This is a genomic window from Treponema ruminis (assembly GCF_014201975.1).
In the GTDB taxonomy this organism is placed as follows: domain Bacteria; phylum Spirochaetota; class Spirochaetia; order Treponematales; family Treponemataceae; genus Treponema_D; species Treponema_D ruminis.
In genome coordinates this window covers 485,072-511,204 of record NZ_JACHFQ010000001.1, presented here as the reverse complement: position 1 = coordinate 511,204, position 26,133 = coordinate 485,072, and the positions used below count along the sequence as shown (strand labels likewise).

Here is a 26,133-nt window from a genome sequence, read left to right as displayed (position 1 = left end):
TTAGTTTAAAGCCAGGCTTACAGAAAATCCGTTGCCGAGCAAGGCAAGGTTTACGTCGTGCTTTTGATTGAAGGTGTGAAGCCAGGGAACCAAAAATCCTGAAAGGCCTCCGATTGTGGCACCGGCTAAAACGTCGGTCATGAAGTGATTTCCGCTTGAAAGCCTTAAAGCCACAACTCCGATTGCCATTGAATAAGCTCCGGCTGTGACAGGAATCCGCCATTTTGATTCCGGAAAATATTTTGAGAAGGTGTAGCTGGTAAAGGTCGCGCTGGCAAAAGCTATGGTCGAATGTCCTGACGGGAAGGAATTTGCCCAGTCACCCTCGTCTATGTCGTCTTCCGGGAAAGTGCTCGGGTCGTAATACATGTATGGCCGAGGTCGGGTGACGGCAAGTTTTATCATTTCCTTGATTCCGTTAGCGATTAAAAGTGTTTCAGCGTACATTGCGGCTTCTGTAATCCATTCGCTTTGATCCGTGAAAACAAGAAGACCAGGTGTTGCCATTGTGGCGGCAAGCAAAAAATCCGCTGCCTTATCCCTGGAATGTGAGTAAGAATTCATGAAGGGTCGGTCAAAGGCATTGACGTCATCCTTGTCGTAAATCTTTCCCTTGTATTCCTGGCGGTTGACTTTTAAAACATTGTCCAAAAGCAAGTCTCCGCCTGAAAGCAAAACTCCGCTTCCAAAAAGAATGCCGTCCTTTATCGGGTCGAGCTTGAAGGGCGAATTTTCAGCAGAGAGTATAGGCTGAATCAAAAAAGTCAGAAGAAAAGAACAAAGGGTGAATTTCAAAAGTTTTTTCATAGTTTTATTTCCTGGTATATGTTACATAAGTGTAGGGAATTTTGCCATCATGTCTGGCAACAATTTCCTTATAAAAGAGGCTTTCGTCAAAAATGGGAAAAAAAACATCGCCCGGGCAGTCAAGTTCGACTTCAGTGATATACATTTTTTCCACCAGAGGAAGGGCTTCTTCGTATAATTTCTGACCGCCTGAGATGAAGATGTCTTCTTGACCGGCAAGTTCAATTGCTTCTTTCAGGCTGCGGGCTGTCTTGCAATTTTCTGAGTCAAAATTCTTTGTTTTTGAAACGACGATTGTTTTTCTGTTTGGGAGGGGACGGCCGATTTCTTCAAAAGTTTTCCGGCCCATTATGACGGTATTTCCTGTAGTAAGTTCGCGGAAACGGCCCTGCTCTCCCTCGATTTTCCAGGGAATTTTGCCATTGGAACCGATTACACGATTTTTGGAGTAAGCGACAATCAGGGAAATCATGATTAGAATATATCATACTGCCGCTGAGAAAGGAATCCCTTGATTTTCGCACAAGGGATTGGAGCACCGCCGGAGGCGTTGCCGTAAGGCAATGGAAACGAGCGCAAAAACGAAAGCGCTCGAGCGTCCAGCGGAAGTGCGTAAAGCCCGCCCCTGCCGAAAGGCAGGGATGTGCCCGAATTTATTTTCCGAAGTAGTTCAATGCGTTTCCGAAGCTGATGTCCTTTACAATCTGAATCAGAGTGTCCATGTCAGCAGGATATTCGCCGTTTTCTACCCAGCCGCCGATTACGTTACAGAGGATTCTGCGGAAATATTCGTGGCGTGAGTATGAGAGGAAGCTTCGGCTGTCTGTGAGCATACCTACGAATGCAGGAATCATGCCGAGGTTACCGAGAACCTTAATCTGCTGTTCCATACCGTCCTTGTGATCGCAGAACCACCAGCCTGAACCGAGCTGGATTTTGCCTTTGATTCCGCCGCCCTGGAAACAGCCCATGATTGTTCCGATTGAGTAGTAATCTTTTGGGTTGAGGGTGTAGAGGATTGTTTTTGGCATTCCGCCCTTCTCTTCGATGAGATTCATGAGGCCAGCAAGGTTCTCTGCCATTGGTTTGTCGTGGCTGCCGTCGAAACCTGTGTCCGGGCCGAGTTTTTTGAACATTGCCTTGTTGTTGTCGCGGATTGCGTTCATGTGCCACTGCTGAACGATTCCACGCTCTTCGTATGCACGGCCGAGGGCAACGAGAATCTTTGTCTTGTAAGCTTCTGCCTCACATTCTGAGATTACTTCGCCGTTCAAAGCGCGTGTTACGACTGCATCGATGTTTGCATCTGTGTCGATTTTGCAAGGAGGATATTCAAGAGCGTGGTCAGAAGCGCGGCATCCGTTCTCAATGAAGAAATCAAGGCGTTTGATAAGAGCTTTGATTACATCATCAGAAGTTTTGATTGCAATTCCGCTTACTTTGCTCAGTTTTGCGATATAGTCTTTGTATGTTGGAAGATTGATGTTGATTGCTTTGTCCGGGCGGTAAGACGGGCGGACTTTTGTTGCGATTTTTCCGATTGGTGCTGTTCCGGCTGCGATGGCCTTGTGGTATTCGAGGGAATCAATCGGGTCGTCTGTTGTTCCGACAGCGTAAACGTGGAATTTTTCGAAAATTCCTTTTACTGAAAGCTCGTCGCTCTGGAGCATTTTGTTTGCTTTTTCCCAGATTGCAGGAGCTGTTTTTACTGTGAGCGGCTCGTCGATTCCGAAGTATCGCTGAAGCTCAAGGTGTGTCCAATGGTAGAGAGGGTTTCCGATAAGATGTTCGATTGTCTCTGCCCATTTGAGGAATTTTTCGTAGTCAGGTTTGTCGCCAGTGATGTAGTCCTCGGTTACGCCGTAAGTACGCATCTGTCGCCATTTGTAATGGTCGCCGCCAAGCCAGATTTCTGTGAGATTCTTGAATTTTTTGTTCTCTGCAATCTGAGCAGGAATGAGGTGACAGTGATAGTCCCAGAGAGGTTCGTTTTTGCAAGCCTCAAACAACTTCTGAGCAGTTTTAGTCTCGAGAAGAAAATCTTTGTCCATGAATTTTTTCATTTGCGTTCTCCAAGGTAAAAATCTTCTATAAATATAGAAAAATCTAATTATTTTAGCGTGAAAAACTTGAAAAAGTGATGTTAAATTCTGCACATTTCTTGTATAATAAAGAGATTTTTTAGCTAATGTTTAGCTATTTAATAAAATAGGAGGCTTTCAAAAATGAAGAAAGTTTTGGTCTGCAAGGAAAAGGACGAGCGCGAAACACGTGTTGCCCTCATTCCTGATGACATTAAAAAACTTGTTTCTATGGGCTTTGAATTCAAAGTCGTTTCTGGAGCAGGTTTGAAGAGCGGGTTCAGCGATGAAGCTTACAAAACAGCTGGTGCTTCAATCGTTGCAAAAGAAGAAGATGCATACGACGATTCAGAAATTATCGTTCGTATCATGAAGCCAGAGTCAATTGACGGAATCAAAAAAGACACATTGCATCTCAGCTACATGGATCCGTTCAACGAAAAAGAACTCCTTAATAAATTTGCTGCACAGGGAATCCAGGCTGTTTCTCTTGAAATGATTCCACGTTCAACACTTGCTCAGAAGATGGATGTTCAGTCATCACAGACTTCTTTGGCAGGTTACGTTGCTGTCGTAAATGCAGCTGCTAAACTTCCTAAAATCCTTCCTATGATGGTTACTCCGGCTGGTACAATCAACCCGGCTCGCGTTTTCATTATTGGTGTCGGTGTTGCCGGTCTTCAGGCAATCGCTACTGCAAAACGTTTGGGCGCACGTGTTGACGCTTTCGATACTCGTCCGGTCGTTGAAGAGCAGGTTAAATCACTCGGTGCTTCATTCGTTAAGATTGACCTCGGTGAAATGGGTCAGACTGCACAGGGATACGCAAAAGAGCTTACTCCTGAGCAGATTGCAAAACAGAAGGAAGCTCAGGCTAAAGTTTGTGAAAAAGCAAACATCGTCATTACAACTGCAAAAGTATTTGGTCGCAAGGCTCCACGCCTTATCGAAAAGAACGTTCTTGACCGCATGATGCCAGGCTCAATCGTAGTCGATATGGCTTGTTCAACAGGCGGAAACGTTGAGGGTTCTAAGCTCTTCGAAAACGTTGTTACAGAAAACGGCGTTACAATCATGTCTGGTGATTTGCTCGAGCGACAGGTTCCGTATGATGCTTCAAAGATGTTCTCTGGAAACATCACAGCTTTCCTCACACACGCTGGTTTCTACAACAAAGAAGCAAAAGAGTTCAATGTCAACATGGAAGATGACATCATGAAGGGTTGTCTCTTGACTCAGGGTGGACAGATCATCCACGAGCGCTTCAAGGCATAAGGAGATTTAAAATGGATATAATGCTTATTTTCGTATTTGTAATCGCTGCCTTCCTTGGATTGGAGTTGATTGCAAAAGTTCCTTCACAGCTTCATACACCGTTGATGTCAGGAACTAACGCTATTTCTGGTATCACTGTTGTTGGTGCTATTTCTATCACAGCAGCAGCCGTTAAAATCGGTGGAAAGGTCGGAGCTGTTCTCGGCTTCCTCGCTATTGTTTTTGCTACTATCAACGTAATCGGTGGTTACATGGTAACAGACCGAATGCTTGGTATGTTCAAGAAAAAGGACTCTAAGAAATAAGAGGTGCTGAGAAATGTCTGATATAGCTATTAAAATTCTTTACATGGTTTCATGTATCTTCTTCATCCGTGGTATCAAATTGCTCGGAAAGACTGATACAGCCCGCAAGGGTAACGCATATTCAGCGGTCGGTATGTTGATTGCTTGTGTCACAGTTCTTATCCAGAAAGACGTTATGAGCGCATTTGCTTCTGACGCTGGTGCATGGGGCGGAAACCCGCTTTTGGCAAACGGCTACTGCTGGATTATCGTAGCTGTTTTGATTGGTACAATCATCGGTGCTATCTGGTCTAAGAAAGTTCAGATGACTGGTATGCCAGAGCTCGTTGCTTTGTTCAACGGTTTCGGTGGTCTTTCTTCACTTCTCGTTGCTTTGACTCAGTACATCGCTGCAGAGAAAGGTGACTATTTCACAGCAGTTTCACTCGGCCTTACAATCGCAATCGGTGCTGTTGCATTCACAGGTTCTTTGGTTGCTTGGGGCAAATTGAGTGGAAAAATGACTTTCAAAGGCTGGGTAATTCCTGCTAAGAACGCTGTAAACGGCGTTTTGTGCGTTCTCGGTCTTGTTTCAATCATCGCTTACGCTTTCTTGACTTCTGACAATCCACTCGGATGCGCAGAAATCGAGAAATACGCAATCATCGCTTCAACAGCAATCTTCCTCCTTTTGGGCTTCACAATGGTTATCCCAATCGGTGGTGGTGATATGCCGGTTATTATCTCATTCTTGAATGCTTTGTCTGGTTTGGCTGCCGCTTTCGCAGGTTTCGCAATCAACAACACTGTACTTGTAGTTTCTGGATGTCTCGTAGGTGCTTCTGGTCTCATCCTTACATTGATTATGTGTAAGGCTATGAACCGCACATTCGGTTCCCTCCTCTTCAAGAGCTTCGGCGGTCAGAAGAAGAAGGGCGCAAATGGTCCTGCAAAAGAGCCAAAATCTATGTCTGTCGAGGATGCTTACATGATTCTCGAGGCTGCAAAGAACGTTGTATTCGTTCCAGGTTATGGTATGGCTGTAGCTCAGGCTCAGCACGCTGTAAAAGAGCTTTGCGACAAGCTTGAAGAGAACGGTGCAGAAGTAAACTTCGCAATCCACCCGGTTGCAGGTCGTATGCCAGGACACATGAACGTATTGCTTGCTGAGGCAAATGTTCCATATGAGCAGCTCAAAACAGCTGACGAGATGAACCCACAGATGAGCAATGTTGATGTTGCAATCGTTATCGGTGCAAACGACGTTGTTAACCCAGACGCTATCAACGATGAGTCTTCACCACTCTACGGTATGCCAATCGTTAACGCTCACGAAGCACGCACAGTATTCGTATTGAAGCGTGGTAAGGGTACAGGCTTCTCTGGCGTAGAGAACCCACTCTTCACAAACGACAATACTGTAATGATTTACGGAGATGCTAAGGCTACAGTCTCAGCTCTCGTAAGTGAGTTTAATGAGTAGTAATTGCGGAAAACTAATGACCTCCTGTCATTAGTTTTCCTGCACGGAAATCAAAGATTTCTGTCCTTGCTTTTTGCGGGCATCTGTGCCCGCAGATTTTTCATAAAACGAACGCCAGTCGTGCCTTTGGGTGTGGCTGGCTTTTTTTTGCTTCTATATAATTTTTTACCCAAAATCTTAAAACTATGTTAAAATATCTTTGTGAGAAACAAACCAAAAGAATCAGTATTTGTCTCAAAAGAGCGCCCTTGTGGCTATTAAGAAACTAACGATCAAATTTATCAGAAGGGGTAGAAAAATGAAAAAATCACAATGCATTGCGGCGAGCACACTGCTTGCATTCTTGCTCGCCTCGTGCTCAAACATTGTCAGCGACACGGCGGTAAGCACGAACGCACAAGCCGGTGCAAGCACAAGTAAGACAGAAGCGGCTTCTCCAGACGGCGAAATACTCATTGAATTTATGGGAAATCCTGCCTGCGACATCACGCTTTTGAATGAGTATTGGGCTGCAAATGGAACGCCGTTCCAGGCCCCGGCAGTTTCGAAAAGCTCAACTACTACAGACAGCAATATCATAGACACTGCTTCCTGTTCTGCCCGTGCAGCAGGCGATGTTGCGGGGGAAGTAGCAAAGGATGTCGCAATCAACGGCTTTGGCGACATGGTAAAGAACTTTTCAGGAAAATCCCTGCTTACCTGGGCGGGCGGCACGGCTCTTAGTGGCACGATAGGTGCGCTTGCGGGCGTTGGCGTTACCTATCTGCTTGACGCGCTCGGCATCGTAAAGAGCACAGCCAGTTATTTTAAGGAAATCAGCGGAAAACTCGATAAAATCGACAAGCAGCTTGCTACCATGCAGACCATGCTTAAAGAAATGGAAGCAAAGCTCTATACTGAAACTCAGTATCAGGGGGAGCTGACCCGCTACTACACGGTCATGCAGGACCGGGACAACCAGTACAATAACATTTACACTGACGCGATGATTTGCTGGAACAGCATTATCGATGTTCTTTTTGAAGCAGCAGTTGCATCTCAGTATCAAGACGATGCGACAGGTTACACTGCAAAAATTGCCGAACTCAACACAAAAGAAAAAAAACTTTCTTATTTAAGCGGATTCATCGACAGCTCAAGCTGGAAGAACGCAATGAGCGCCTCAGATGTCGCCTTAACAACTGATGCAGCCGGATCGGCGTTCAAAAAATATTTTGAGGATAATGCAGAGACTATCAGCGAAAAAATAGAAGCGAAGGTTAAAGCATGGGGCGTAAATGCGAACACAGGAGCTTCCAGCGTGTTCAAGCTCTGTAAGTATCTGACTGACACCAACAAGGGTATCGCAGGCGAAAGTTTTAATATGTACCGGCTCTACGACAAATACGCAGAAGTTTGCTTTGTCTGGGAGCAGGAAGGCTACAGCTGGCGGCAGCAGATGCGTGACCAGGACAGTGCTCTGATTGCCATGAGCGCTCCCCTTGCCTACTGGTACTATACGATTACCGAAACGCTCCATGCCTCTTCAACAAACTGCGACGAGTTGCAGGCCTATATGAATGCAGCAAAGTCGCTTAATGAAACGTACCCCGTCGTGCGCCATTCTACGCCGGTTTACCAGAAATGGGGAAGCAAGTGGCAGGGACAGGCCTTTACGGGAACGCTTGCCCAAATAGACTACACAAAAGTAATGAGCAGTAAGTGGGCAACGCCAAAGATTGATAGGTCGGCATCCAGAAATCTTGTAAAGAAGAATATTCTGGAAGATTCGAAATACCGCTATAACGCTTCCCGTTTATACGCAGGCTTAGAACCAAAGGCGCCGCCGTCAGATACCAATACCATCTGTGCCGAGGCGCAGAATATGGCCATGCCGGAAGAATGGTACAAAGAAATTTTTGATGCTTATGCGGTTAAATCTTCAACCGGTGTGACTCATAAGGCTCTCTTTGACATATTCAAGTCGGTTGGCTTTACCAATGCTGACGGAAGTGCATTTTCATTTACTTCCTCAACCGTACAGGACTATGAAGACTTTTTTATCACGAACCGCAGAACCTATATGAGAGTTGCGGCTGGCTACAATGCTGGTAACTGGCATGAGTACTGCCCGCATGTTACGGTTGTCGTTGGAAACTCAACTGCTACCTGTGAACGAAGCGGGCACGAGGTATGTCCTGTCGTATACGCAGGCCGCTATGTATACCATCTCAGTCATTATGGAAAAAGTTCTCACGAAACAGATAAAAGCGATAACTACAAAATCTGTATGAAAACATTGACGACTTGGCTTCACAAGTTTTACTACCCTGTAAAGACTGATACCGTTTTGGTAGCGCAATAAGGAGGCCACAAATGAAACTGATACGAACTTTTATAGCATCGGTTACCACAGCGATTGCGCTAGTTACCTTTGCTGCCTGCTCGCATGATAGCGATTCGGAGAACACGCAAGTGCAAGTCAGCTTTGAAGGAACGTCTCTCTACGGCTCCCTGCTTGATGTGAATTTTGTGGGCGCTCACACTGCCTATGTTAGCATGCATGACTCACTCTTGAGTGATGAAGAGAACCTCTACAGCTACACTGCAACTTCTGATACAGTCACGCTTCAGATGCAGAAAATTGCGGCCCCGGACGGAAGCGGAAAGCTTGTTACGCAAGCCGGCTATATCGGCTACTGGGAATCGGAAGACTTCAAATATGCAAACATTATTACGGATGATGTCACAAGCTGGTATCAGACCGAGATTTTCACCGTCACCGACGCAGACGACACGGTCTACACGTTCACGAACAAGACGACCTATACCCGAAACGGTGATAAAACAAGCTCGGTGATTATGACAAGTGGTAAAAGCAAATCAAGCAGCGGCACGGAAACGACGCTCTTTAGCGATTTGTCCGGCTATACTGATATAGAAAGCAAGTACAGTGCATCAGAATTTACGAATGTCGTTACCGTGCATGTATACAAAGTGACCACAACGATTGAAAACGAGGAAGAATCTGTGAGCATTGCCCCCTACACTGGCTATCCGTTTTCGCTTGTGGGAGCGTCTGTCGGCAAAAGCGAATCTGCCGTCGGCTCTGACGATGCAGATACGCAGGAGGACATAAACCTGCGAAAAGAGTTTTTTGCCTCACGCTACGAAGAGCTTTCCGCAAACGACTGGGCTATGGTAAAGGCTGAGTTCATGCCACGGACATACCGCTACGAAAAGAATAAGACGGTAACAAAATCCGCACTGAAGGAAGACGGTACATATGAGCATTATAATGTCACCTACGATTACTACCTGACACAGCAGTATACATCGGCAGAGACATCAATCTTTATGTATGCACCGGACGATGTCGCTGACCTTGCACAGTTTACGGGAAATGCCGCCGTGTTCAAAGGTTTTACAGGCTCTATCTCCTTCGTCAAAAATGGCAGCACGACCGAAAGCTACCACAGCGAAAGCGTAGACACATCCACAAAAAAGATGACATTCTTCGAGGTCATAGAAAGTGACGAAGAAGAAAGCGTGGAGTCAGATGACACCCTTGCAAAAACAATTACTGCCACCTACAGTGTGAACGAGAACGGAAATGCCACCACGCTTACGCTCGCCTTTGAGACAAAGCAAGGCTTTACAGTGAGTGGAAAGACTATCACATTGGAGTACAGCCCTGTTGAAGAAGGGCTTATGATAGATGTAACAAAATCATGTAAGCCGCGTTTTTAATATGTTATACATGAAAGAAAACTACGGAGGTCAAGATGAAAAAACTTCTTCTTGCAGGAACGGCTCTCGCGTTTTTTGCTGCTCCGCTATTTTCAACAACACGTTACTCTACAAATCCCGATGAATGTGTGGACGGTGTGTGTTTTGTTCCGCAGTATGCCGATGACGGTCGTGAAAACTACGCGATTGTTTCCCCGGTCGGTTATCACGATGTGCCGATGATTAGTCAGGCAAAAAGGCTCGACAATCTCAAAGGAAAGACAATTGCGCTTGTGGGCGGCTCTTTTATGGCACCTACAACTCACAACGAGCTTAAACGCTGCATCGAAAAAGAATTTCCCACCGCAAAAATCTACATGTTCGATGATATCGGTCAGGCCGGGCCTTATTCTGTGTTCGGGCAGACTGAAAAAACAAAAGCTTTTCAGGAGCGGCTCAAAGAATTCAAAGTTGACGCGGTAATTGCGGGGAACTGTGGCTGCGGACTTTGCACCACAAAAGAAACAGGCGGTTCCATTGCCGCTGAATATATCGGGATTCCGACCGTGACCGTTGCAGCTCCAACTTTCGTGGCTCAAGTGCATTCAACCGGCGTAAACCGTGGCGTTCCTGTTCTTCGTACGGTTGAATATCCGGGTGCCTTTGCTTCCCACTCCACAGACGAACTCAAAAAGAATGCAAGGGAAGTTCTCTGGCCACAAATTAAGACCGCCCTTACTACGCAAATTACAAAAGAAGAAATTGCAAAATATGCTCCCGAAGGAAAACGACCGGCCGAGGAAATCATCTATTACGGAAATTACGACGAGATTCAGGAATACATGCAGATAAACGGCTGGAGTGACGGACTTCCAGTTGTTCCGCCCACAGACGAAAAAATTCAGGAATACTTGAAATTCACAGGCTTTAAGGGAAGCGATGTCCTCGGAACTTTTGCCCTGGCTTACCGGGAATGCACTGTCTACACGGTGGCGGCAAATGCTGTAATGGCAGGAGTCCCGCCTGAGTTCATGCCAGTCTGCATTGCGTTTGTGCAGGGAATGAACAACGGAGAATGGCGAAAACCCCTTGCCTCAACTCATGGCTGGACTCCGTTTGCATGGCTCAACGGCCCGCTTGCCCGCCAGCTCGGAATCGACAATCAGCAGGGAATGATTAGTGAAAAGGCAAACAAAGCTTTAGGGCGATTCATTGATTTGGCTATGCTTAACATTGGCGGCTATTATGTAAAGGAAAACCGTATGGGCTCTTTCGGCTATCTCACGCCTTTCACTTTCAGCGAGGATGAGGAAGCCTGTGCCCTAATTGGTTGGGAGCCTTATCATGTTCAGCATGGATTCGATTTGAATGCGAATACAATCACAGCGGGAAGTGCCCTTGCCTGGGGAAACAACATCACCCCGGCTACCGACGACCCGGAAAAAATCATGAATCTTATGGCCTTCGACATCACAGAAAAACAGCAGAATGGGCTTGGAAACACAAAGCCGCAGGTTCCGCGCACCGTTTTCATTACCGAGTATGTGGCAAAAGACCTTGCAAAGGAATATAAGACAAAATCGGATTTGGAAGATGCGCTGATTGAGACCGCCCGCCGCCCGCTTGCACTCCGCACATATGCCCACTACTGGGCCAACACAGGAAGCCAGCAGTATAAAAGGCGCACTTTCGATCAGCATTATGAAATGCTTAAAAAAGACGAGGCGGAGCAGGTAAAAATGACGCCCACGCCCGAATGGTACAAGCCGATTATCACCGAAGACCAAATCATGACGATCGCCACTATGAACAAAGGCGACACGGCATTTTTGGTTACAGGAGACGCCAACCGCAACAAAGTGCAGGTTATGCCCGGCGGCGGATTTGTCACCACAGAAATCAAGCTTCCGAAGAATTGGAATGAGCTTGTCGCACCTCTTGGTTATGAGCCGATTGAAAATTTCTATCTTAAAGCAAATTTTAATACTGACGAAGGCAAAAAAACGGATGCGGAAAGCAAAAGCAAAAAGCAGCCCACCGCCGCAAAGCAGGGAACTCGCCCTCAGCGGCTAAAAAGGCCTCTGCCTTAGTGTTGGGAATCCCGCAGTAGCAAAAAAACTGAAACTTTTGTGCTACAATTTGATTATATATACAATATACAGGTCATTTCGGATATGCGCAGTGACCGAAAGGAGATCAACATGAAAAGATTTTTGATTGCAATCGCATTTCTTGCATTCTCGTCGCTTACATTTGCACAAAAAGCAGGCGAGAAAATCACATTCACGGCCACTGACTTGAAGGGCGCGGCCGTCACAAGCGAGATTTTTGCCAAAAACAAAGTGACAATGCTGAACGTCTGGGGTACATTCTGCGGCCCATGTATCCGTGAAATGCCAGATCTTGCAAAACTTAACAATGAGAACAAAAATAAGGGCGTTGAGGTTGTCGGAATCGTGATTGACATTCTTGATCGAAAAGGAAATATCGATTCGCGCGTAAAATCAAGCGGTGAGGCAATCATCGCTCAAACCGGGGCGAATTACACGCACATAATTCCGTCAAAAGAAATGTTCAGCGGAGTTCTCCGGGGCGTTCAGGCTGTTCCGACGACGATTTTCGTGGACTCAAACGGCAAGCAAATTGGCGAAGCTTATCTTGGCTCGCGAAGTCAAAAAGACTGGCAGAAAATCATTGACGAGATTTTAAAGAAATGAAACTGACCGACAAACACCGGAAAATCATCGCAATACTTTCTCTTTGTGCTGGAATCGCATTCGTGATTGCGGGCATTTTCCGTGGTGAAGCCGAGACTGTCGTTAACAAAGCCACCCGAATCTGTATGGAGTGCATCGGAATCGGGTAAAATTATTGTATGGCAGCTAAATCTAAAATCAAAAAACACAGTCGAATTCGTCTCATAACTCAGGCTTGTTTTGCCGCCCTTTCCAACGGTTACATCAAAGGCTTTGCGAACGGCCAGATTTTTGAAGGCAGCTCCAAATTCATCTGCGTTCCAGGAATGAACTGCTATTCATGCCCTGGTGCGCTTGGTGCCTGTCCGATTGGCTCATTGCAGGCAACTCTTAATGCCCGCGAGTACAAAATCTCAATGTACGTTGTGGGGCTTCTTGTTATTTTCGGAACATTGCTCGGCAGGTTCGTGTGCGGTTTTTTGTGTCCGTTCGGGCTGATTCAGGACTTGCTTTTTAAGATTCCATTTGTCAAAAAAATCCGCCGTCTTCCGGGTGAGAAAGGTTTGCGCTGGCTCAGGTTCCTTTTCCTCGGCGTTTTTGTGATTCTGCTTCCGATGTTCGTGATTGACATCACAGGCCTTGGCGAGCCGTGGTTCTGCAAGTGGATTTGCCCGGTCGGAACGCTTGAAGGCGGAATTCCCCTTGTGCTTTTGAATTCTGCTATGCGTGGAGCCGCCGGTTTCATCTTCCGCTGGAAGCTTGCTATCCTTTTGGTCACGATTCTTTCTTCTATTATAATATACCGCCCTTTTTGCCGTTACATTTGTCCTCTCGGTGCGATTTACGGCATTTTCAATAAAATTTCCTTTTACAGATTCAAAATTGATTCCGAAAAATGCACAAAATGCGGTGCCTGTCAGAAAATCTGCAAGCTAAACATTCCTGTTTTCGAAAATCCCAACTCAATGGACTGTATTCGCTGCGGAGACTGCAGGGCAGGCTGTCCTCACGGGGCAATCGGGTTATAAGAAAACGCCCTTTATTGAAGTAATTTTTTTTGATTTTTGCTATAATCCTTAGGCTATGAAGAAATTTTTTGCAACTTTGGCTATTTTTACATTTTTATTTCAGGGGATTTTTGCTCAGTCAGAAGAAGAAAATGAATCGAATTCGGCTTCGGTAAAAGATGTAGTGATTGCAGTGGGCGATGTCTGTCTGGTAAATATGATTTTCAACAGTACTGCGCGAATCGTTCTTGAAGAGGAATACAGCCAGACTACACTTTCAACGATGAAGGAAAATCTGAAAAGTCACTGGGTTTGGGATGAAGACGGATTTTTTATGAATCAGTTTGGCCATCCTTATCAGGGTTCTTTGTATTACGGCGCCGGTCGTTCCAACGGACTTGATTTCTGGCAGTCATTTTTTGTGGCTTCGACAGGTTCTTTTCTCTGGGAAGAATTCGGCGAGACGACAACTCCGTCAGTAAATGACATAATTACGACTCCGATTTGTGGCGCGATTGTCGGAGAATCGCTTCACCGCCTTTATATCGATGCCTATGAATTTTTCCCGGCTCTGGCATGGCTTTTGAGTCCAGCTGACGGATTGAATTCTGCGGTAAAGAACAAAAGGCCTCATGTTTCCGGCCGCACTCAGGAACTCGACTTTATTTTTCACGGAGGAATGGAAACCTCTTCTGCTGAAGTTTCTGACTCTCTGGACAGGGAATATCAGGAAAAAATCGCCGGAGGAAGCGCGGTTCACATTCAGTACGGTGTGCAGGACGCCCACACTTCAAAGGAAGCTTTTGATTTGTTTACGGCGGACCTCGATTTTACGGTCGCTTCCAAACGCTATTACAATATCGAATATTCGATTGACGGATTTTTGTATTCCCGGGCACTGTACTTTGATGAAAGTGAAGGAACTCTGGGCGTCAACCTCATGTATGACGGCAAAAAGACAAAGGACACGGCTTTTTCTAACGCGGCTGTCGGTGTCAAATACATCGGAACAAAAAAAGCGGCTGATTCTGACGGAATTTTCCGATTCTCGGCTCAGCTCGACGGAATTTTCATGGGTACGCGAAGTCTGTATCCCCTCATGAACAAGGTTCAGGTTAATTTTTCTGGCCCGGACAAGCTTAATCCGCCAAGATATTATGATTTCACTTATGGAATTCTTGCAAAAGCGGGCTTTCTTCTGGGAAATTCTTTCTGGGGAATGCTTTACGGCGACTTGGAATCAAGTTTTGCCCTCCCCTACTATCATTCGGAGCTGGAAGAGGCGGAAGGAGAAAAGCATTTTCTGCTTCAGGCAAAGCTGGGTTACGAGCATAAGATCGCAAATCATTTGACCCTGGGCCTGCGCGATTCCTTCATTTATAAAATCGACTGTCTTAAAAACGGAATCGATTCGACCCAAAAACTAAATTCAGCTCAAATTTACGCAAAAATTGTATTCGAAAGAGAATAGATTTTTCAGCAGGGATTCTTCTTCCCTGCTTTTTTTTTCTTGTGTCCGTAATTCTGATATGTTAGTATTGCTTAGAGGTACAAAATGACATATTCAGAGGTTCTTGAAGAAGCAAGAAAGACTATTGGCGACAAGTGCAAGGCTTGTCCTGTATGTAACGGAGTGGCCTGTAAAAATACAATTCCTGGTCCAGGCGCCAAGGGAAGCGGAACTGTTGCCATCCGAAATTATAATGCCTGGCAGAATATTTGCGTGAATATGGACACAATTTATGAGCACGGAACCGTAGATACTTCTATTGAATTCTTTGGAAAGCACTTTGCTATTCCGGTTTTTGCAGGTCCAGTTGGAAGCGTTAATTTCCATTATGGCGAAAAATACGATGATTTGTCTTATAACCATACTCTTCTTTCGGCCTGTGCAAAAAATGGAAGCGTGGGCTTTACCGGCGATGGCGTTAACATAAAGATTATGGAAGGGGCGGCAAAAACAATCGCCGCAAACAATGGAATTGGAATTCCTACTATTAAGCCCTGGGATTTAGACACAATCAAGGAAAAGATGGAGATTGTCCGCACAGGAAATCCTTTTGCCATGGCAATGGACATCGATGCGGCGGGACTTCCTTTCTTAAAAAACCGAAATCCGCCGGCTGGAAGCAAATCTGTGGCCGAGCTCAAGCAGATTGTTGAAATGGCAAAACTTCCCTTCATCATCAAAGGCGTTATGACAGCTCGAGCTGCCCTCAAGGCAATGGAAGCCGGAGCAAGTGCAATCGTCGTTTCAAATCATGGCGGGCGGGTTTTGGACGGCTGCCCTGCAACTGCCGAAGTCCTGCCGGAAATCGTTGAGGCTGTAAAAGGCAGAATCAAGATTATCGTTGACGGCGGAATCCGAAGCGGAACCGATGTATTCAAGGCTCTTGCTCTTGGCGCTGATGCGGTAATAATTACCCGGCCTTTTGTTAATGCCGTTTTTGGTGCCGGAGAGGAAGGCGTAAAGGCTTTCATCGAAAAAATCAAGGGCGAGCTTGAAGACACAATGGCTATGACCGGCGCCCTTAAAATCTCTGACATCTCAAAAGACATGATTTCAAAATATTAATTTGCGATTCATTCTCATATTGACATTTTTGTTACTTTAGTGTAATTTGGGATTCGTTCTCAAATTGGTGGCAACATCACTTTGGGAGCGGAGTTTTAATGAGACATATTTACAAGGGACAGAAAGGAAAAGTTTCGCTTTTGCTTGCGGTATTGATGGCGGCGTCACTTTGTCTTTCTGTCTTTTTTGTTTCACAGCACATTGAGCACAGCCATGATGATGCGGACTGTCCGGTTTGTGCAATTCTCCAAATCGCCAGGGCAAATTTCCAGAACCTTAATTCGGGAGCTTCGATTTCCGTCCAGGTTCAGAATTTCTCGCTACTCCCCTTCTCTTTTGCAATCCTCCTTTCTTTCATTATTTTTGCAACTCCTGTAACAGAAAAAACAAAACTCAACAACTGAAATTCCTTTTTTATCGAGAATATCCGCGCCCGCCGTGTAGCAGGGGCGAAGCCAGTCGAAAGCGCTAGCTTTTGACCGAGGGTTACCGAGCTGCGGAAGGGCGTAGGACGAAAAACTGCGCTAAAAAGGAAAAATTTATGAATAAAACTCAGAAAAAGCCTGTCGTGCTGATTACAGGCTATCTTGGTTCGGGCAAAACCACCCTTTTGAACAATCTTTTGAAACAGGAAAAACGCCGGGTCGCCCTGATTGTAAATGACATGGGCAGCGTTAATATCGATGCGGAAATCCTCAAGGAAAACCGGGAAAACGTCACTGAATGTCCCATGTTTGAGCTTCAGAACGGCTGCATCTGCTGTACCCTCCGCGACGAATTCATTGAGCAGATTGAGAAAATCTCCAAGCTTGATTCGGTTGAGGTCGTTTTTGTCGAGGCTTCGGGAATTTCTGATCCGGGAGCAGTTTCGGCAAGTTTCTTGGCTTACGAGGAAGACAATCCGAACACCAGCGTTTACCTCACATCAGTTGTAACGGTCGTTGATGCGGACAGAATTTACCGGGAATTTTTGAGCGAGCTTAAGAGACGCAAGGAAGATGACAAAGTTGATGAGAACAATCTGAGCAATCAGGAAATTTCCACTCTGATTGTTGACCAGATTGAGTTCTGCAATTTTATTGTTTTGAACAAATGCGATTTGCTGGATGAAAAGCAGCTTGCGGAAGTTCATTCGATTGTAAGGCAGTTCCAGCCAAGGGCGCCGATTTTTCATACGACAAAGGGCATGATTGAACTTGAAAAAATCGTTACCAAAGAGCCTTTTGACTTTGAGCAGATTGATTCGTCTTCGGCAATCCAGAAAGCAATAAATTCGCTTGACGGGACAAAGGGCTGCACTGACGAATACGGAATCACGTCTTTTGTTTACGAGGAACGCCGGCCTTTCAACCGCGAAAAATTTTTGAATTTCGTCAATGAAAATTATCCGAAGTCGTTGATTCGGGCCAAGGGCTACATCTGGTTCAGCGATGCGGATCAGGACGTTCAGCTTTTCGAGCAGGCTGGCCGCAATTCTTCGGTAATGGAAGTTTCTTACTGGGTGGATGCGCTTGTTGACGAGCAGAAGAATGAAATTCTGGCAAACAACCCGGACATGAAAGAAAACTGGGATGAAGAATTTGGAGACAGAGAAAATCAGATTGTATTTATCGGAAAAGGCTACGATCAGGCGGAAATCAAATCCGCTCTGGAAAAATGTCTCGATGAAAAGGCAATCGCATAGTTTTGGAGGTAAAAAATGAAAATAAATAAAATTTTTGCAGTTGCGGGCGTTTTGCTTGCTCTTGGTTGCGGTTCGGTTTTTGCAAAAAAGGCAAAGGCTGAAACAAACAAACTCAAAGTTGTTACTACGATTTTCCCGGAATATGACTGGGCAAGAGAGGTCATCGGGGAGAATGCCGACAATGTGGAGCTTACTCTTCTTTTGAATAATGGTGTTGACCTGCACAGCTATTCGCCGAGCGTAAAGGACATCGCGAAGATTTCTGAGGCGGACATTTTCGTTTATGTCGGCGGCGAGAGCGATGAATGGGTCGATGATATTCTTAAAAACGCAAAAAATCCCAACATGAAGGTGATAAATCTTGTTGAGGTTTTGGGCGACAAGGTTAAGTGCGAGGAAATCGTTGAGGGAATGGAGCATGAGCATCATCACGACCACGACGCGCACGGACACGATGAGCACCATCATGACCACGATGAACACGGTCACGACGACCATGACGATGATGACGAGCATGAGCATCATGAGGCGCATGAACATCATCACGAAGATGCTCATGAACATCACCATGATGAGCACGGTCATGACGACCACGATGAACATGACGAGCACGAGCATCACCATCACGAAGAAGATGAAAAAGACGAGCATGTTTGGCTTTCTTTGAGATTCGCAAAAACTTTGTGTGGTGCAATTGCCGATGCTCTCTGTGAAAAAGATGCAGCAAATGCCGCTGTATACCAGAAAAATCTTGCTGCTTATACAGCAAAACTTGATGCTTTGGATGCAAAATACACTGATATGGTAAAGAATTCTTCTAAAAAGGTAGTTGTTTTTGGCGATCGTTTCCCATTCCGCTATCTGGTAGAGGATTACGGACTCAAGTATTATGCCGCATTCACAGGTTGTTCTGCAGAAAGCGAGGCAAGTTTCAAGACAATCGTATTCCTTTCTGAAAAAGTGAACGAACTTGATTTGCAGTGCGTCTGCCAGATTGAAACTGGAAACGGAAAAATTGCCAAAACTGTAATTTCCAACAGCAAGAACAAAAAGGCAAAGGTCGTGACATTCGACTCGCTTCAGTCAACCACGGCAAAGCAGATTAAAAAAGGCGCGACATATCTTGGTGCGATGGAAAAAAATCTTGAAGTCCTCAAAATGGCTTTGAAGTAAAAAAGTTTAGAAATAAAAAGATTTAAAAAAGTGAAGCCCGTCAGAATCAACTGGCGGGCTTTTTGTTACATAGGTTGATTGTCGAGTTTTGATACAGCTATTAATTTCAAAATTCGCCAATCGGACTACATCAAGTCTTCAATGTCGATTTCACCGGCGACACATGGAACTGCGATCTGCCAGTTTTCGAGAACCTGCGGGTGGATTTCACCGAAGATTCCGACCTGCTTTCCGTTTACGATTACGGCTGCCTGACGGCCTGGGATGAAGCGCGGATCGTTTGCTTCTTTGACTTCGTACTTGTGGTCAAGGAAGTAAATGAGTGAAGCAACTTCGCTTGCAAGGTCATTGAAGTTTGCGTTGTTTGCGGCTGTCATGAAGCCGAGTGACTGAATTGTCTTTGTTCCTGTGTTTTCGCTTTCGTCGAGGAAGGCAACTTTACCAATCTCGAAGATTTTGTGCGGGAAGATTGCGTTTGCGGCTGCGCTTTCTGCACGGAGAAGAGAAGCGATGATTGACGGGCGGACGAACTGATAGTTTTCGCTCATCGGGTTGAGGATTTCAATTACCTTGTCAGCGCTGATGTTCATGCGGTCGATGTAGTCGCGCTTGCTTCCGAGGTAGTTGAAAATCATTTCCTGATAGCCCAAGCCAACCATGATTTCCTTAGTCTTTCGGCTGAACAATGTAACGTCAGAAAGCTTACCGATTGTGAAGTCGTTTGGCTTCTGCGGCTTGAAGTAGTCCAGGCTCATGCCGATCATTACGTCTTCAATAACGTCAACTTCGTGGAGGAAGTCGTTGCGGTATGGAGCCGGATTAACTGTAAATTCAACGTCAGTCTTGTTTGCGGCGCAGTATTTTGCAGTTTTTTCGTTTGTAGCAATGTCTTTTGCAGTAACGTCATTGTCCATGCGGCTCAATGCGTCCAAAACCTGCTCTTTTGTGAGGTCACTGCCCAGCTTTTTATTGATTGCGGCCAATGTTGCCTTTGCTTCTTTCTGGAAGTAGTAAGGAACGACGATTTCCTTTCCGAAGCCAGTTTCATAAGGATGAACGACTTTAACCGGAAGAATCTCGTAGCCTGCATCGTGGAAGTCACATGCAACGATGTTTGCGGCGAGAATCAGGTTTTCCATGTTGTCGCCGGTAAGCTCAACCATCAAATCCTTGTCGCCAACCTGAACGGCACCCAAAGTTGCCGAGTTGATGATTGGTGCCATTGAGAGGACTTCGTTTTTGTCGTCTGTAAGGAGAGGGAATTTGTTAAGCCCTTCGAGAATCCAGCCGAAATCCTTTCCTTTCGGGTGGTCTGTGAGAATCTGGCGGCAGGTCATCGGAGCGTCACATGCGAGCGGAACGAATGAAGTTTTGTCCGGGTCAACTGCCTTGTAGTGGCATGGCCATGTGATTTCCCTCATGCGGTAAACGCCCATTGAAATTGACTTTCGCTTGCGGCCGAAGTTCCAGCAGAGTTTTTCCTGAGTCTGGATGATGTCCTTGAGCATGGGGTCGTCGATTGGCTTTCCGGAAATTACGAAGCTGACCATGAAAGGACGGACATCCTTGAGGCCCTCTTCGACAGTGATTGTACGGTTGCCTGTATCTTTGATTGCTCCCTTGCGTGAAATGAAAGATGAGTAGTCAGAGCGTTTTGCGCCCTCGTGCAGGCGGAGCTGACGTGTTACGCCGCCGGTTGACCACAAATCAGGGCGGTTTGTATCGTTAAGTTCGATTTTGATGACGCGCTCGTCTTCGCTCATTGACATGTCTGGCTTTTCGTCAAGCTCAGCCTTTCCGCAGACAAGCTTTCTCTCAAGCGTGTCGTAGTCATATTTTTTTCCAAGAAGATTAAAAAAAAGTTTTTCGTTTACTTCAATTTTTGGCATGATATTCCTCGAATTTTATTCAATGAATTTCTATTATATAGAATATTTTGAGCGCAATCAACGGTCTTGCGCCCTTCCGCTGCTCGGTAACCCTCGGTGCCTCCGGCACTGGCTCCGCCACAGCTCCACGGCTGGCGCGTAATTAAATGTTGCAAAAAAGCTAATTGGCTTTACAATGATATAAAAGGGGAATTTAAATGAAAAAAGTTGCAACTTTATTTGCCGTCTGCGTGACTGTAATGAGTTTGGTTTCCTGCGGGAAGGATTTTCGTTCTGCTGCCATGAAACACGGCTTCCGCACAGGAATGGCAATCACTCCGGGTGATTTGTATGACGAAACAAGCAAAAAAATCATCAAAAGTGACTGCAACATACTTGTCTACGAAAACAACATGAAATACGGAGTCCTGCGCCCAAATAAAAAATTCTGGAACTGGAGCGACATCGATTTGCTCATCAAGTTTGCTCAGGAAAACAAGATGGCCGTAAAATGGCACACTCTTTTCTGGCATCAGCAGAATCCACCCTTCCTTTCGTCTTACTGGACCCGCGAAGAAGCCCTTGCCGAAATGGACGAGCACATCACTACAATCATGAGCCGCTACAAGGGAATCATTTCTGAATATGACGTCGTCAACGAAATGTTCAACGAAGACGGCACCATGCGCGAGACAGTCTGGCTCAAAACAATCGGCCCTGATTACATCGAACACGCCCTCAGAAAAGCCCATGAAATCGATCCTGATGCAAAACTCTACCTCAACGAATACTCAAACGAAGAAAAAGGCCACCCCAAGGCTGACGCAATGTACAATTTCGTAAAGGACTTGAAGGAGCGCGGAGTTCCGATTGACGGCGTTGGAATGCAGCTCCATCTTGATACGACAATTCCATGTAGTGAAGAAGCAATCCGGGCAAACCTTGAGCGTTACAAGGAGCTTGGAATCGACATTTCCTTCAGCGAAGTTGACATCCGAATCCCGACAGGCGACAATGCCGCCGCAAATGAAGGCCGCCAGCAGGAAATGTATGAAATGCTTTACCGCTTTGCCCGTGAAATGTCGAACGTAAAGAGCGTAATCACCTGGGGAATTTCCGACAAGCACAGCTGGGTTCCGTCATTTTATGCAGGCAAAGGTTCTGCCCTGCTCTACGACAATAAGCTAAAGCCAAAGCCTGTCTACGAGGCTGTTTTCAAGGAAATCTCTAAATAAAGGATTGGGGCTGAAAGGCCCCTTTTTTGTCCCTAGCACAAAAGTTGCATAAAATTTATAATACGGATATGGAAATTAACGCAAAACAGAGAAAATTTTTGGAAAAGAACGCACAGCCTCTCAATGCACTTGTTCAGGTCGGTGGTGCGGGAGTGACAGAAAATCAGCTGGCACAGATTTCACGGCTTTTGGGTGAGCATGAGCTTATCAAAGTCAAATTCAACGAGTTCAAAGAAGAAAAGCGCGAGCTGGCCAACGATATTGCCGAAAAAACACAGTCAACCGCAGTTCGTTTGATTGGAAACGTGCTGATTCTTTATCGACCAGCAAAAGAAGCTAACGACCGTAAGTTTGAAAAAGAACTGAACAAGCTCGAAAAATAACTAACGTTCGATAGGTTTACCGTTCAGAACGGCTTCAATCAATTGACCCTTTTTGTAAACGAGCTTGAGCGAAAAGAAAGGCGCGTTTTCTTTCAGCAAACGGAAGAAAATCTTGTCGCCTTCCCAAAGCTCCAGCTCGTCAATTTTGTCTATAGGATACCATTCAAGCTTTCCTTCGTCACAATCAATTATATCACCATGAAAACTATCGGTCGTAAATAAATGCATGTATTCGGCAGGAGCATCATCAGAAACAAAAGTTACGATGCCACGAAATCTAAAACTATCGATAGTTAGTCCGGTTTCTTCCTTAACTTCTCTCTTCAGACAGTCCTCGGGGCTTTCATGTTCTTCAAAGTGTCCGCCAACGCCAATCCATTTGTCGTGGTTGATGTCATTTTTTTTGGTAACGCGGTGCAGCATGAGGTAGCAACCGTCTTTTTCAATATAGCAAAGTGTAGTCAGCTGAGATTTCATGAGGATAGTTTAACAAAAAAGTTTCATTTCGTAAAACTAAAGTTTGTGTCTTATATTCCAAAGTGTAAAAAAATCAATTCGGAGTTTAATTCCATTTATTCAGCAAAGAAAATATCCTCTAGTTGCAATGCAAGAAAAATTACAGAGAGGTGGAATATGCAGGTAATTTGGAAAAAAGAGTTTAAACCAGGTGAAGCCTGGTCGGGATGTATCGGGCGGCAGAAATATATTCATTTCAAGGCCCTTGGTGACAACGCGAATGTCTCAATTCTTCTATATAACATGAGAGATAATTCTGAGCGTTACAATATGCCTGATACGCTGAAGGCCCAGTTTACTGCGCATCTGACCAAAGGAAATGTTTTGATGAGTGACAATGGGCGGGTTCTTGCATCAATCGTTGAGGATTCTACGAAATGGATAGATTCAATTTCTGGTTTGACTACAAAGGAAATGACAGATGCAAAATACGGCGAGACTTCATATCAGGTTCAGCGCAATGATTTTTACAGGAACGGTTATGACAATTTCAAAATTGAGCTGGTTCGTAACGGAATGGGAAAACGGGATATTGTTCCCCCTGTGAATCTCTTTTCAAAAGTCTTTGTGAAGGAAGACGGTTCGATGCATTATGCCGAAGGACATTGTAAAAAAGGAGCAACTATAACGCTTCGTACGGAAATGGATTGCCTTGTTGTGATTTCTAATACTCCGAATCCGCTCAATCCTTCTAAGGAATATCCGTCAGTTCCTGTTCAGATGGAAGTTTATGATGCACCAAAAACAGATTTGACTGACTATTGCGTTAATTTCCGGGATGAAAATTACAGGGCATTTGAAAATACCTGGGATTACTACAATCTTTTGGGTTTGTGATTTGATTTTACGGAAGCAAGGCCGCTAACGCGGATTTTTTAAAGGAGAAAATTATGTACGGATTTATTGAAAAAGATTCACCACTTAAAATAGAAGATGCGATTTATAATGAAGAAGTAAAAGCCGGACTTGGCTGGATGCACGAGCTTAAAAAAGGTCAGACTTTCAGAATCATTGATCTGGAAGGAAATCAGGCCGTGGATACAACTTTCTACGATTTGCATGACCCGGAAGACCATTACGGAGCGATTCCAACAATCGTTATGCAGGGAAACATCTATCTTACGACTGGTTCAATTCTCAGGACTGAAAGCGGAAAGTCGATTCTTAAAATAACCGCTGACAAAACCGGCCGCCACGACACTTTGGGCGGAGCTTGTTCAAGGCAGAGCAATACCGTCCGTTATGCAAGAGAAAAAGAATATATGCACGCTTGCCGGGATTCTTTCATGCTCCAGCTGAGTGACTGTGAATATGATATTAAAAAAAGAGACCTAGCTCCGAATATCAATTTCTTTATGAATGTTCCGATTACGGAAGACGGGTATTATAAATTTGATGACGGCGTTTCTGCACCAGGAAAATATGTTGAGATGGAAGCTCTGGAAGACGTTATGATTCTGATTTCAAATTGTCCTCAGCTCAATAATCCCTGCAATGCCTATAATCCGACTCCTGTGCGATGTGTAATCTGGGATAAATAGGGGGTGCGAATGATGTATTTTCCAGAAAAACTTTCCGTCCAATGGATTAAAGCTTCTTACGATAGCGGAGAGCTAAAACCATCAGAATTAATAAAAGAAATAATTTCCAGAAGCAAAAAATATACCGAAAAAAATATCTGGATTGTCGAGCCCTCGCATGAATTGATGGACAAATATGTTAAGAAGCTTCCAGCCAGGAAAGACAATATGCCTTTGTGGGGAATTCCTTTTGCCATAAAGGACAATATTGATTTGGAAGGAATTCCGACTACGGCCGCCTGTCCTGATTTTGCGTATATTCCATCTGAAAGTGCGACAGTTGTTCGTAAGCTTATTGAAGCGGGCGCGATTCCGGTTGGAAAGACAAATCTTGATCAGTTTGCGACAGGACTTGTGGGAACTCGTTCTCCTTATGGGGAATGTCATAATGCTTATCAGGATGAAATGATTTCGGGCGGTTCTTCCTCTGGTTCTGCTGTATCAGTGGCACTCGGTCTTTCATGCTTTGCGCTTGGTACTGATACTGCCGGAAGCGGAAGAGTTCCCGCGATGCTGAATTCCTTGATTGGTTATAAACCTCCAGTCGGCTCATGGTCAACGAAGGGTGTAGTTCCGGCCTGTGCGAGCCTGGACTGTGTGACGGTTTTCGCCAACAGTCTTGATGAAGCCCTGCTCGTGGACAGTGTTGCACGCGGTTATGATTCGGATTGCGTATGGTCGAGAAAAATTGAAAAAAAAGGTGAAAAACTTCCTTCAAAAATATATCTTCCGAAAGATTTGCCGGATTTTTTTGGAGAATGGAAGAAAATCTATCAGAAAAAATGGGAAAATGCAGTTTCAAGGATTAAAAAACTTGGAATTCCTTATGAAGAAATTGATTATTCAATCTTTCATAAAGCGGCACTCATTTTATATGAAGGCTCTTATGTTGCCGAACGTTGGGAAGATTTAAAGGATTTCGTTGACAATAATCCGGGAAAAACTTTTGACGTTACCGAAACAATTTTACGGAGTGGTTCGACCCCAGAAAAAACGGCCGCAAAATTGTTCGGCAATTTGCATGAACTTCAATTTTACAAGCACAAGGCTCAGGAACTTCTTGAAGATGCTGTAATGATTATGCCTACTGCTGGCGGAAGTTTTACAAGGACTCAGGTTAGAGAAAATCCGATAAAAACAAACAGTCAGATGGGTTTGTATACAAACCATTGCAATCTTCTTGATATGGCGGCAATCGCTGTTCCAGAAAATACATCGGACAAATCTTATCCTTTTGGAATTACTTTGTTCGCCCTTCATGATTCAGAGAATTTGCTTTGCAGTCTGGCAAAGGCTTTTTTGGAGAGCGAATCGATGCTGCTGGGGGTGTGCGGCCTTCACAAAAAAGGCTACTGCCTTGAAAGTCAGCTTGTTGAACTTGGCGGGGAATTTGCAGCTCACAAAAAGACATCTGATGAATACGAACTTTATAAACTGAATACAAATCCGGTTAAACCCGGAATAGTCAGGCGTAAAAAAGGAATGAAAGTGGATATCGATATTTACCGGCTTCCGAAGAAAAGTTACGGGGCTTTTATGGAAAAAATTCCATCTCCACTTTCAATCGGGACAATCAGGCTGGACGACGGAAGTCTTGTCAAAGGTTTTTTGTGTGAGGAAATTGCCTTGCAGGAAGCCGAACAGATTGAAAAATTTTAGAAAAAATATGCAGAAAAGTATCTAAAGTTCTAAAAGGCGAAAATATTTCAAACTTTAAGACAATTATTTGTTTTTGAAGGCTTTAGTATTCTAAAAACATCAAAAGTACAAAGGCGTAC

24 protein-coding genes are annotated in these 26,133 nt (G+C 44.9%); 19 read left to right on the top strand and 5 right to left on the bottom strand.

The window, feature by feature from the left end:
- The 3 genes from HNP76_RS02075 to uxaC all read right to left on the bottom strand — a co-directional run bounded on the left by HNP76_RS02075 (position 1) and on the right by uxaC (position 2,870).
- Complete coding sequence (locus HNP76_RS02075; protein WP_184656963.1) at positions 1-807, bottom strand: phosphatase PAP2 family protein; 807 nt, start codon at positions 805-807, stop codon at positions 1-3.
- A gap of 4 nt (positions 808-811) precedes the next feature.
- Complete coding sequence (locus HNP76_RS02070; protein WP_184656962.1) at positions 812-1,279, bottom strand: dihydrofolate reductase; 468 nt, start codon at positions 1,277-1,279, stop codon at positions 812-814.
- Between the two features lie 181 nt (positions 1,280-1,460).
- Positions 1,461-2,870 carry a glucuronate isomerase gene (uxaC, locus tag HNP76_RS02065; RefSeq protein WP_184656960.1) on the bottom strand — a complete coding sequence of 470 codons (1,410 nt, stop codon included), beginning with the start codon at positions 2,868-2,870 and terminating at the stop codon, positions 1,461-1,463.
- A 162-nt stretch (positions 2,871-3,032) separates the two neighbouring features.
- On the opposite strand from uxaC, the gene HNP76_RS02060 reads away from it, so the two are divergent.
- The 14 genes from HNP76_RS02060 to HNP76_RS01995 all read left to right on the top strand — a co-directional run bounded on the left by HNP76_RS02060 (position 3,033) and on the right by HNP76_RS01995 (position 18,773).
- The gene (locus tag HNP76_RS02060; protein ID WP_184656958.1) at positions 3,033-4,163 is read left to right on the top strand and encodes an NAD(P) transhydrogenase subunit alpha; all 1,131 of its coding nucleotides are present in this window, start codon (positions 3,033-3,035) and stop codon (positions 4,161-4,163) included.
- Between the two features lie 11 nt (positions 4,164-4,174).
- Entirely contained in the window at positions 4,175-4,468 is a 294-nt protein-coding gene (locus HNP76_RS02055) for an NAD(P) transhydrogenase subunit alpha part 2 (protein ID WP_002706748.1), read from the top strand.
- Positions 4,469-4,481: 13 nt separating this feature from the next.
- Entirely contained in the window at positions 4,482-5,930 is a 1,449-nt protein-coding gene (locus HNP76_RS02050; RefSeq protein ID WP_184656956.1) for an NAD(P)(+) transhydrogenase (Re/Si-specific) subunit beta, read from the top strand.
- A 298-nt stretch (positions 5,931-6,228) separates the two neighbouring features.
- Positions 6,229-8,274: a hypothetical protein gene (locus tag HNP76_RS02045; protein ID WP_184656954.1), complete on the top strand. Its 2,046-nt coding sequence runs from the start codon at positions 6,229-6,231 to the stop codon at positions 8,272-8,274.
- 11 nt (positions 8,275-8,285) lie between these two features.
- Positions 8,286-9,659: a hypothetical protein gene (locus tag HNP76_RS02040; RefSeq protein WP_184656952.1), complete on the top strand. Its 1,374-nt coding sequence runs from the start codon at positions 8,286-8,288 to the stop codon at positions 9,657-9,659.
- Between the two features lie 35 nt (positions 9,660-9,694).
- Positions 9,695-11,728: a UGSC family (seleno)protein gene (locus tag HNP76_RS02035; RefSeq protein ID WP_184656950.1), complete on the top strand. Its 2,034-nt coding sequence runs from the start codon at positions 9,695-9,697 to the stop codon at positions 11,726-11,728.
- Between the two features lie 111 nt (positions 11,729-11,839).
- Positions 11,840-12,355, top strand: coding sequence for a TlpA family protein disulfide reductase (locus HNP76_RS02030; RefSeq protein ID WP_184656948.1), 516 nt, complete (start codon positions 11,840-11,842; stop codon positions 12,353-12,355).
- Positions 12,352-12,504, top strand: coding sequence for a CD1871A family CXXC motif-containing protein (locus HNP76_RS02025; protein ID WP_184656946.1), 153 nt, complete (start codon positions 12,352-12,354; stop codon positions 12,502-12,504). The genes HNP76_RS02030 and HNP76_RS02025 overlap by 4 nt, the downstream gene beginning before the upstream one ends.
- A 9-nt stretch (positions 12,505-12,513) precedes the next feature.
- Positions 12,514-13,362: a 4Fe-4S binding protein gene (locus HNP76_RS02020; protein ID WP_184656944.1), complete on the top strand. Its 849-nt coding sequence runs from the start codon at positions 12,514-12,516 to the stop codon at positions 13,360-13,362.
- Positions 13,363-13,417: 55 nt separating this feature from the next.
- Positions 13,418-14,812: a DUF3943 domain-containing protein gene (locus HNP76_RS02015; RefSeq protein ID WP_184656942.1), complete on the top strand. Its 1,395-nt coding sequence runs from the start codon at positions 13,418-13,420 to the stop codon at positions 14,810-14,812.
- Between the two features lie 84 nt (positions 14,813-14,896).
- The gene (locus tag HNP76_RS02010; protein WP_184656940.1) at positions 14,897-15,916 is read left to right on the top strand and encodes an alpha-hydroxy-acid oxidizing protein; all 1,020 of its coding nucleotides are present in this window, start codon (positions 14,897-14,899) and stop codon (positions 15,914-15,916) included.
- Positions 15,917-16,014: 98 nt separating this feature from the next.
- Positions 16,015-16,320 (top strand): hypothetical protein, encoded by a 306-nt coding sequence (locus HNP76_RS02005; protein WP_184656938.1) that lies wholly within the window; start codon positions 16,015-16,017, stop codon positions 16,318-16,320.
- A 137-nt stretch (positions 16,321-16,457) separates the two neighbouring features.
- The gene (locus HNP76_RS02000; protein WP_184656936.1) at positions 16,458-17,600 is read left to right on the top strand and encodes a CobW family GTP-binding protein; all 1,143 of its coding nucleotides are present in this window, start codon (positions 16,458-16,460) and stop codon (positions 17,598-17,600) included.
- 15 nt (positions 17,601-17,615) lie between these two features.
- A complete protein-coding gene (locus HNP76_RS01995) occupies positions 17,616-18,773 on the top strand; it encodes a metal ABC transporter substrate-binding protein (protein WP_184656934.1) in 1,158 nt (385 codons plus the stop codon).
- A gap of 125 nt (positions 18,774-18,898) precedes the next feature.
- Here HNP76_RS01995 and pheT read toward each other — a convergent pair whose 3' ends face one another.
- Positions 18,899-20,662, bottom strand: a complete 1,764-nt coding sequence (pheT, locus tag HNP76_RS01990) for a phenylalanine--tRNA ligase subunit beta (protein ID WP_184656932.1) — start codon at positions 20,660-20,662, stop codon at positions 18,899-18,901.
- Between the two features lie 197 nt (positions 20,663-20,859).
- Here pheT and HNP76_RS01985 point away from each other — a divergent pair, with 197 nt between their 5' ends.
- Both HNP76_RS01985 and HNP76_RS01980 read left to right on the top strand, forming a co-directional pair.
- A complete protein-coding gene (locus HNP76_RS01985) occupies positions 20,860-21,876 on the top strand; it encodes an endo-1,4-beta-xylanase (protein ID WP_184656930.1) in 1,017 nt (338 codons plus the stop codon).
- Between the two features lie 68 nt (positions 21,877-21,944).
- Entirely contained in the window at positions 21,945-22,259 is a 315-nt protein-coding gene (locus tag HNP76_RS01980) for a YhbY family RNA-binding protein (protein WP_184656928.1), read from the top strand.
- Here HNP76_RS01980 and HNP76_RS01975 read toward each other — a convergent pair whose 3' ends face one another.
- Positions 22,260-22,736, bottom strand: coding sequence for an NUDIX hydrolase (locus tag HNP76_RS01975; RefSeq protein ID WP_184656926.1), 477 nt, complete (start codon positions 22,734-22,736; stop codon positions 22,260-22,262). It lies immediately after the preceding gene.
- Between the two features lie 156 nt (positions 22,737-22,892).
- Here HNP76_RS01975 and HNP76_RS01970 point away from each other — a divergent pair, with 156 nt between their 5' ends.
- From HNP76_RS01970 to HNP76_RS01960, 3 genes are read left to right on the top strand one after another with little or no spacing between them, the layout of a single operon-like run.
- The gene (locus HNP76_RS01970) at positions 22,893-23,612 is read left to right on the top strand and encodes an urea amidolyase associated protein UAAP1 (RefSeq protein ID WP_184656924.1); all 720 of its coding nucleotides are present in this window, start codon (positions 22,893-22,895) and stop codon (positions 23,610-23,612) included.
- A 53-nt stretch (positions 23,613-23,665) separates the two neighbouring features.
- Positions 23,666-24,316: an urea amidolyase associated protein UAAP2 gene (locus tag HNP76_RS01965; RefSeq protein WP_184656922.1), complete on the top strand. Its 651-nt coding sequence runs from the start codon at positions 23,666-23,668 to the stop codon at positions 24,314-24,316.
- Between the two features lie 9 nt (positions 24,317-24,325).
- On the top strand, positions 24,326-26,014 hold the full coding sequence (locus HNP76_RS01960; protein ID WP_184656920.1) for an allophanate hydrolase: 1,689 nt from the start codon (positions 24,326-24,328) through the stop codon (positions 26,012-26,014).
- Positions 26,015-26,133: the final 119 nt, after the last annotated feature.

What these genes read in the sequence shown, in the direction of transcription:
- HNP76_RS02075 (WP_184656963.1), bottom strand. Translation starts at nt 807, where the DNA reads ATGAAAAAACTTTTGAAATTCACCCTTTGTTCTTTTCTTCTGACTTTT.
- HNP76_RS02070 (WP_184656962.1), bottom strand. Translation starts at nt 1,279, where the DNA reads ATGATTTCCCTGATTGTCGCTTACTCCAAAAATCGTGTAATCGGTTCC.
- uxaC (WP_184656960.1), bottom strand. Translation starts at nt 2,870, where the DNA reads ATGAAAAAATTCATGGACAAAGATTTTCTTCTCGAGACTAAAACTGCT.
- HNP76_RS02060 (WP_184656958.1), top strand. Translation starts at nt 3,033, where the DNA reads ATGAAGAAAGTTTTGGTCTGCAAGGAAAAGGACGAGCGCGAAACACGT.
- HNP76_RS02055 (WP_002706748.1), top strand. Translation starts at nt 4,175, where the DNA reads ATGGATATAATGCTTATTTTCGTATTTGTAATCGCTGCCTTCCTTGGA.
- HNP76_RS02050 (WP_184656956.1), top strand. Translation starts at nt 4,482, where the DNA reads ATGTCTGATATAGCTATTAAAATTCTTTACATGGTTTCATGTATCTTC.
- HNP76_RS02045 (WP_184656954.1), top strand. Translation starts at nt 6,229, where the DNA reads ATGAAAAAATCACAATGCATTGCGGCGAGCACACTGCTTGCATTCTTG.
- HNP76_RS02040 (WP_184656952.1), top strand. Translation starts at nt 8,286, where the DNA reads ATGAAACTGATACGAACTTTTATAGCATCGGTTACCACAGCGATTGCG.
- HNP76_RS02035 (WP_184656950.1), top strand. Translation starts at nt 9,695, where the DNA reads ATGAAAAAACTTCTTCTTGCAGGAACGGCTCTCGCGTTTTTTGCTGCT.
- HNP76_RS02030 (WP_184656948.1), top strand. Translation starts at nt 11,840, where the DNA reads ATGAAAAGATTTTTGATTGCAATCGCATTTCTTGCATTCTCGTCGCTT.
- HNP76_RS02025 (WP_184656946.1), top strand. Translation starts at nt 12,352, where the DNA reads ATGAAACTGACCGACAAACACCGGAAAATCATCGCAATACTTTCTCTT.
- HNP76_RS02020 (WP_184656944.1), top strand. Translation starts at nt 12,514, where the DNA reads ATGGCAGCTAAATCTAAAATCAAAAAACACAGTCGAATTCGTCTCATA.
- HNP76_RS02015 (WP_184656942.1), top strand. Translation starts at nt 13,418, where the DNA reads ATGAAGAAATTTTTTGCAACTTTGGCTATTTTTACATTTTTATTTCAG.
- HNP76_RS02010 (WP_184656940.1), top strand. Translation starts at nt 14,897, where the DNA reads ATGACATATTCAGAGGTTCTTGAAGAAGCAAGAAAGACTATTGGCGAC.
- HNP76_RS02005 (WP_184656938.1), top strand. Translation starts at nt 16,015, where the DNA reads ATGAGACATATTTACAAGGGACAGAAAGGAAAAGTTTCGCTTTTGCTT.
- HNP76_RS02000 (WP_184656936.1), top strand. Translation starts at nt 16,458, where the DNA reads ATGAATAAAACTCAGAAAAAGCCTGTCGTGCTGATTACAGGCTATCTT.
- HNP76_RS01995 (WP_184656934.1), top strand. Translation starts at nt 17,616, where the DNA reads ATGAAAATAAATAAAATTTTTGCAGTTGCGGGCGTTTTGCTTGCTCTT.
- pheT (WP_184656932.1), bottom strand. Translation starts at nt 20,662, where the DNA reads ATGCCAAAAATTGAAGTAAACGAAAAACTTTTTTTTAATCTTCTTGGA.
- HNP76_RS01985 (WP_184656930.1), top strand. Translation starts at nt 20,860, where the DNA reads ATGAAAAAAGTTGCAACTTTATTTGCCGTCTGCGTGACTGTAATGAGT.
- HNP76_RS01980 (WP_184656928.1), top strand. Translation starts at nt 21,945, where the DNA reads ATGGAAATTAACGCAAAACAGAGAAAATTTTTGGAAAAGAACGCACAG.
- HNP76_RS01975 (WP_184656926.1), bottom strand. Translation starts at nt 22,736, where the DNA reads ATGAAATCTCAGCTGACTACACTTTGCTATATTGAAAAAGACGGTTGC.
- HNP76_RS01970 (WP_184656924.1), top strand. Translation starts at nt 22,893, where the DNA reads ATGCAGGTAATTTGGAAAAAAGAGTTTAAACCAGGTGAAGCCTGGTCG.
- HNP76_RS01965 (WP_184656922.1), top strand. Translation starts at nt 23,666, where the DNA reads ATGTACGGATTTATTGAAAAAGATTCACCACTTAAAATAGAAGATGCG.
- HNP76_RS01960 (WP_184656920.1), top strand. Translation starts at nt 24,326, where the DNA reads ATGATGTATTTTCCAGAAAAACTTTCCGTCCAATGGATTAAAGCTTCT.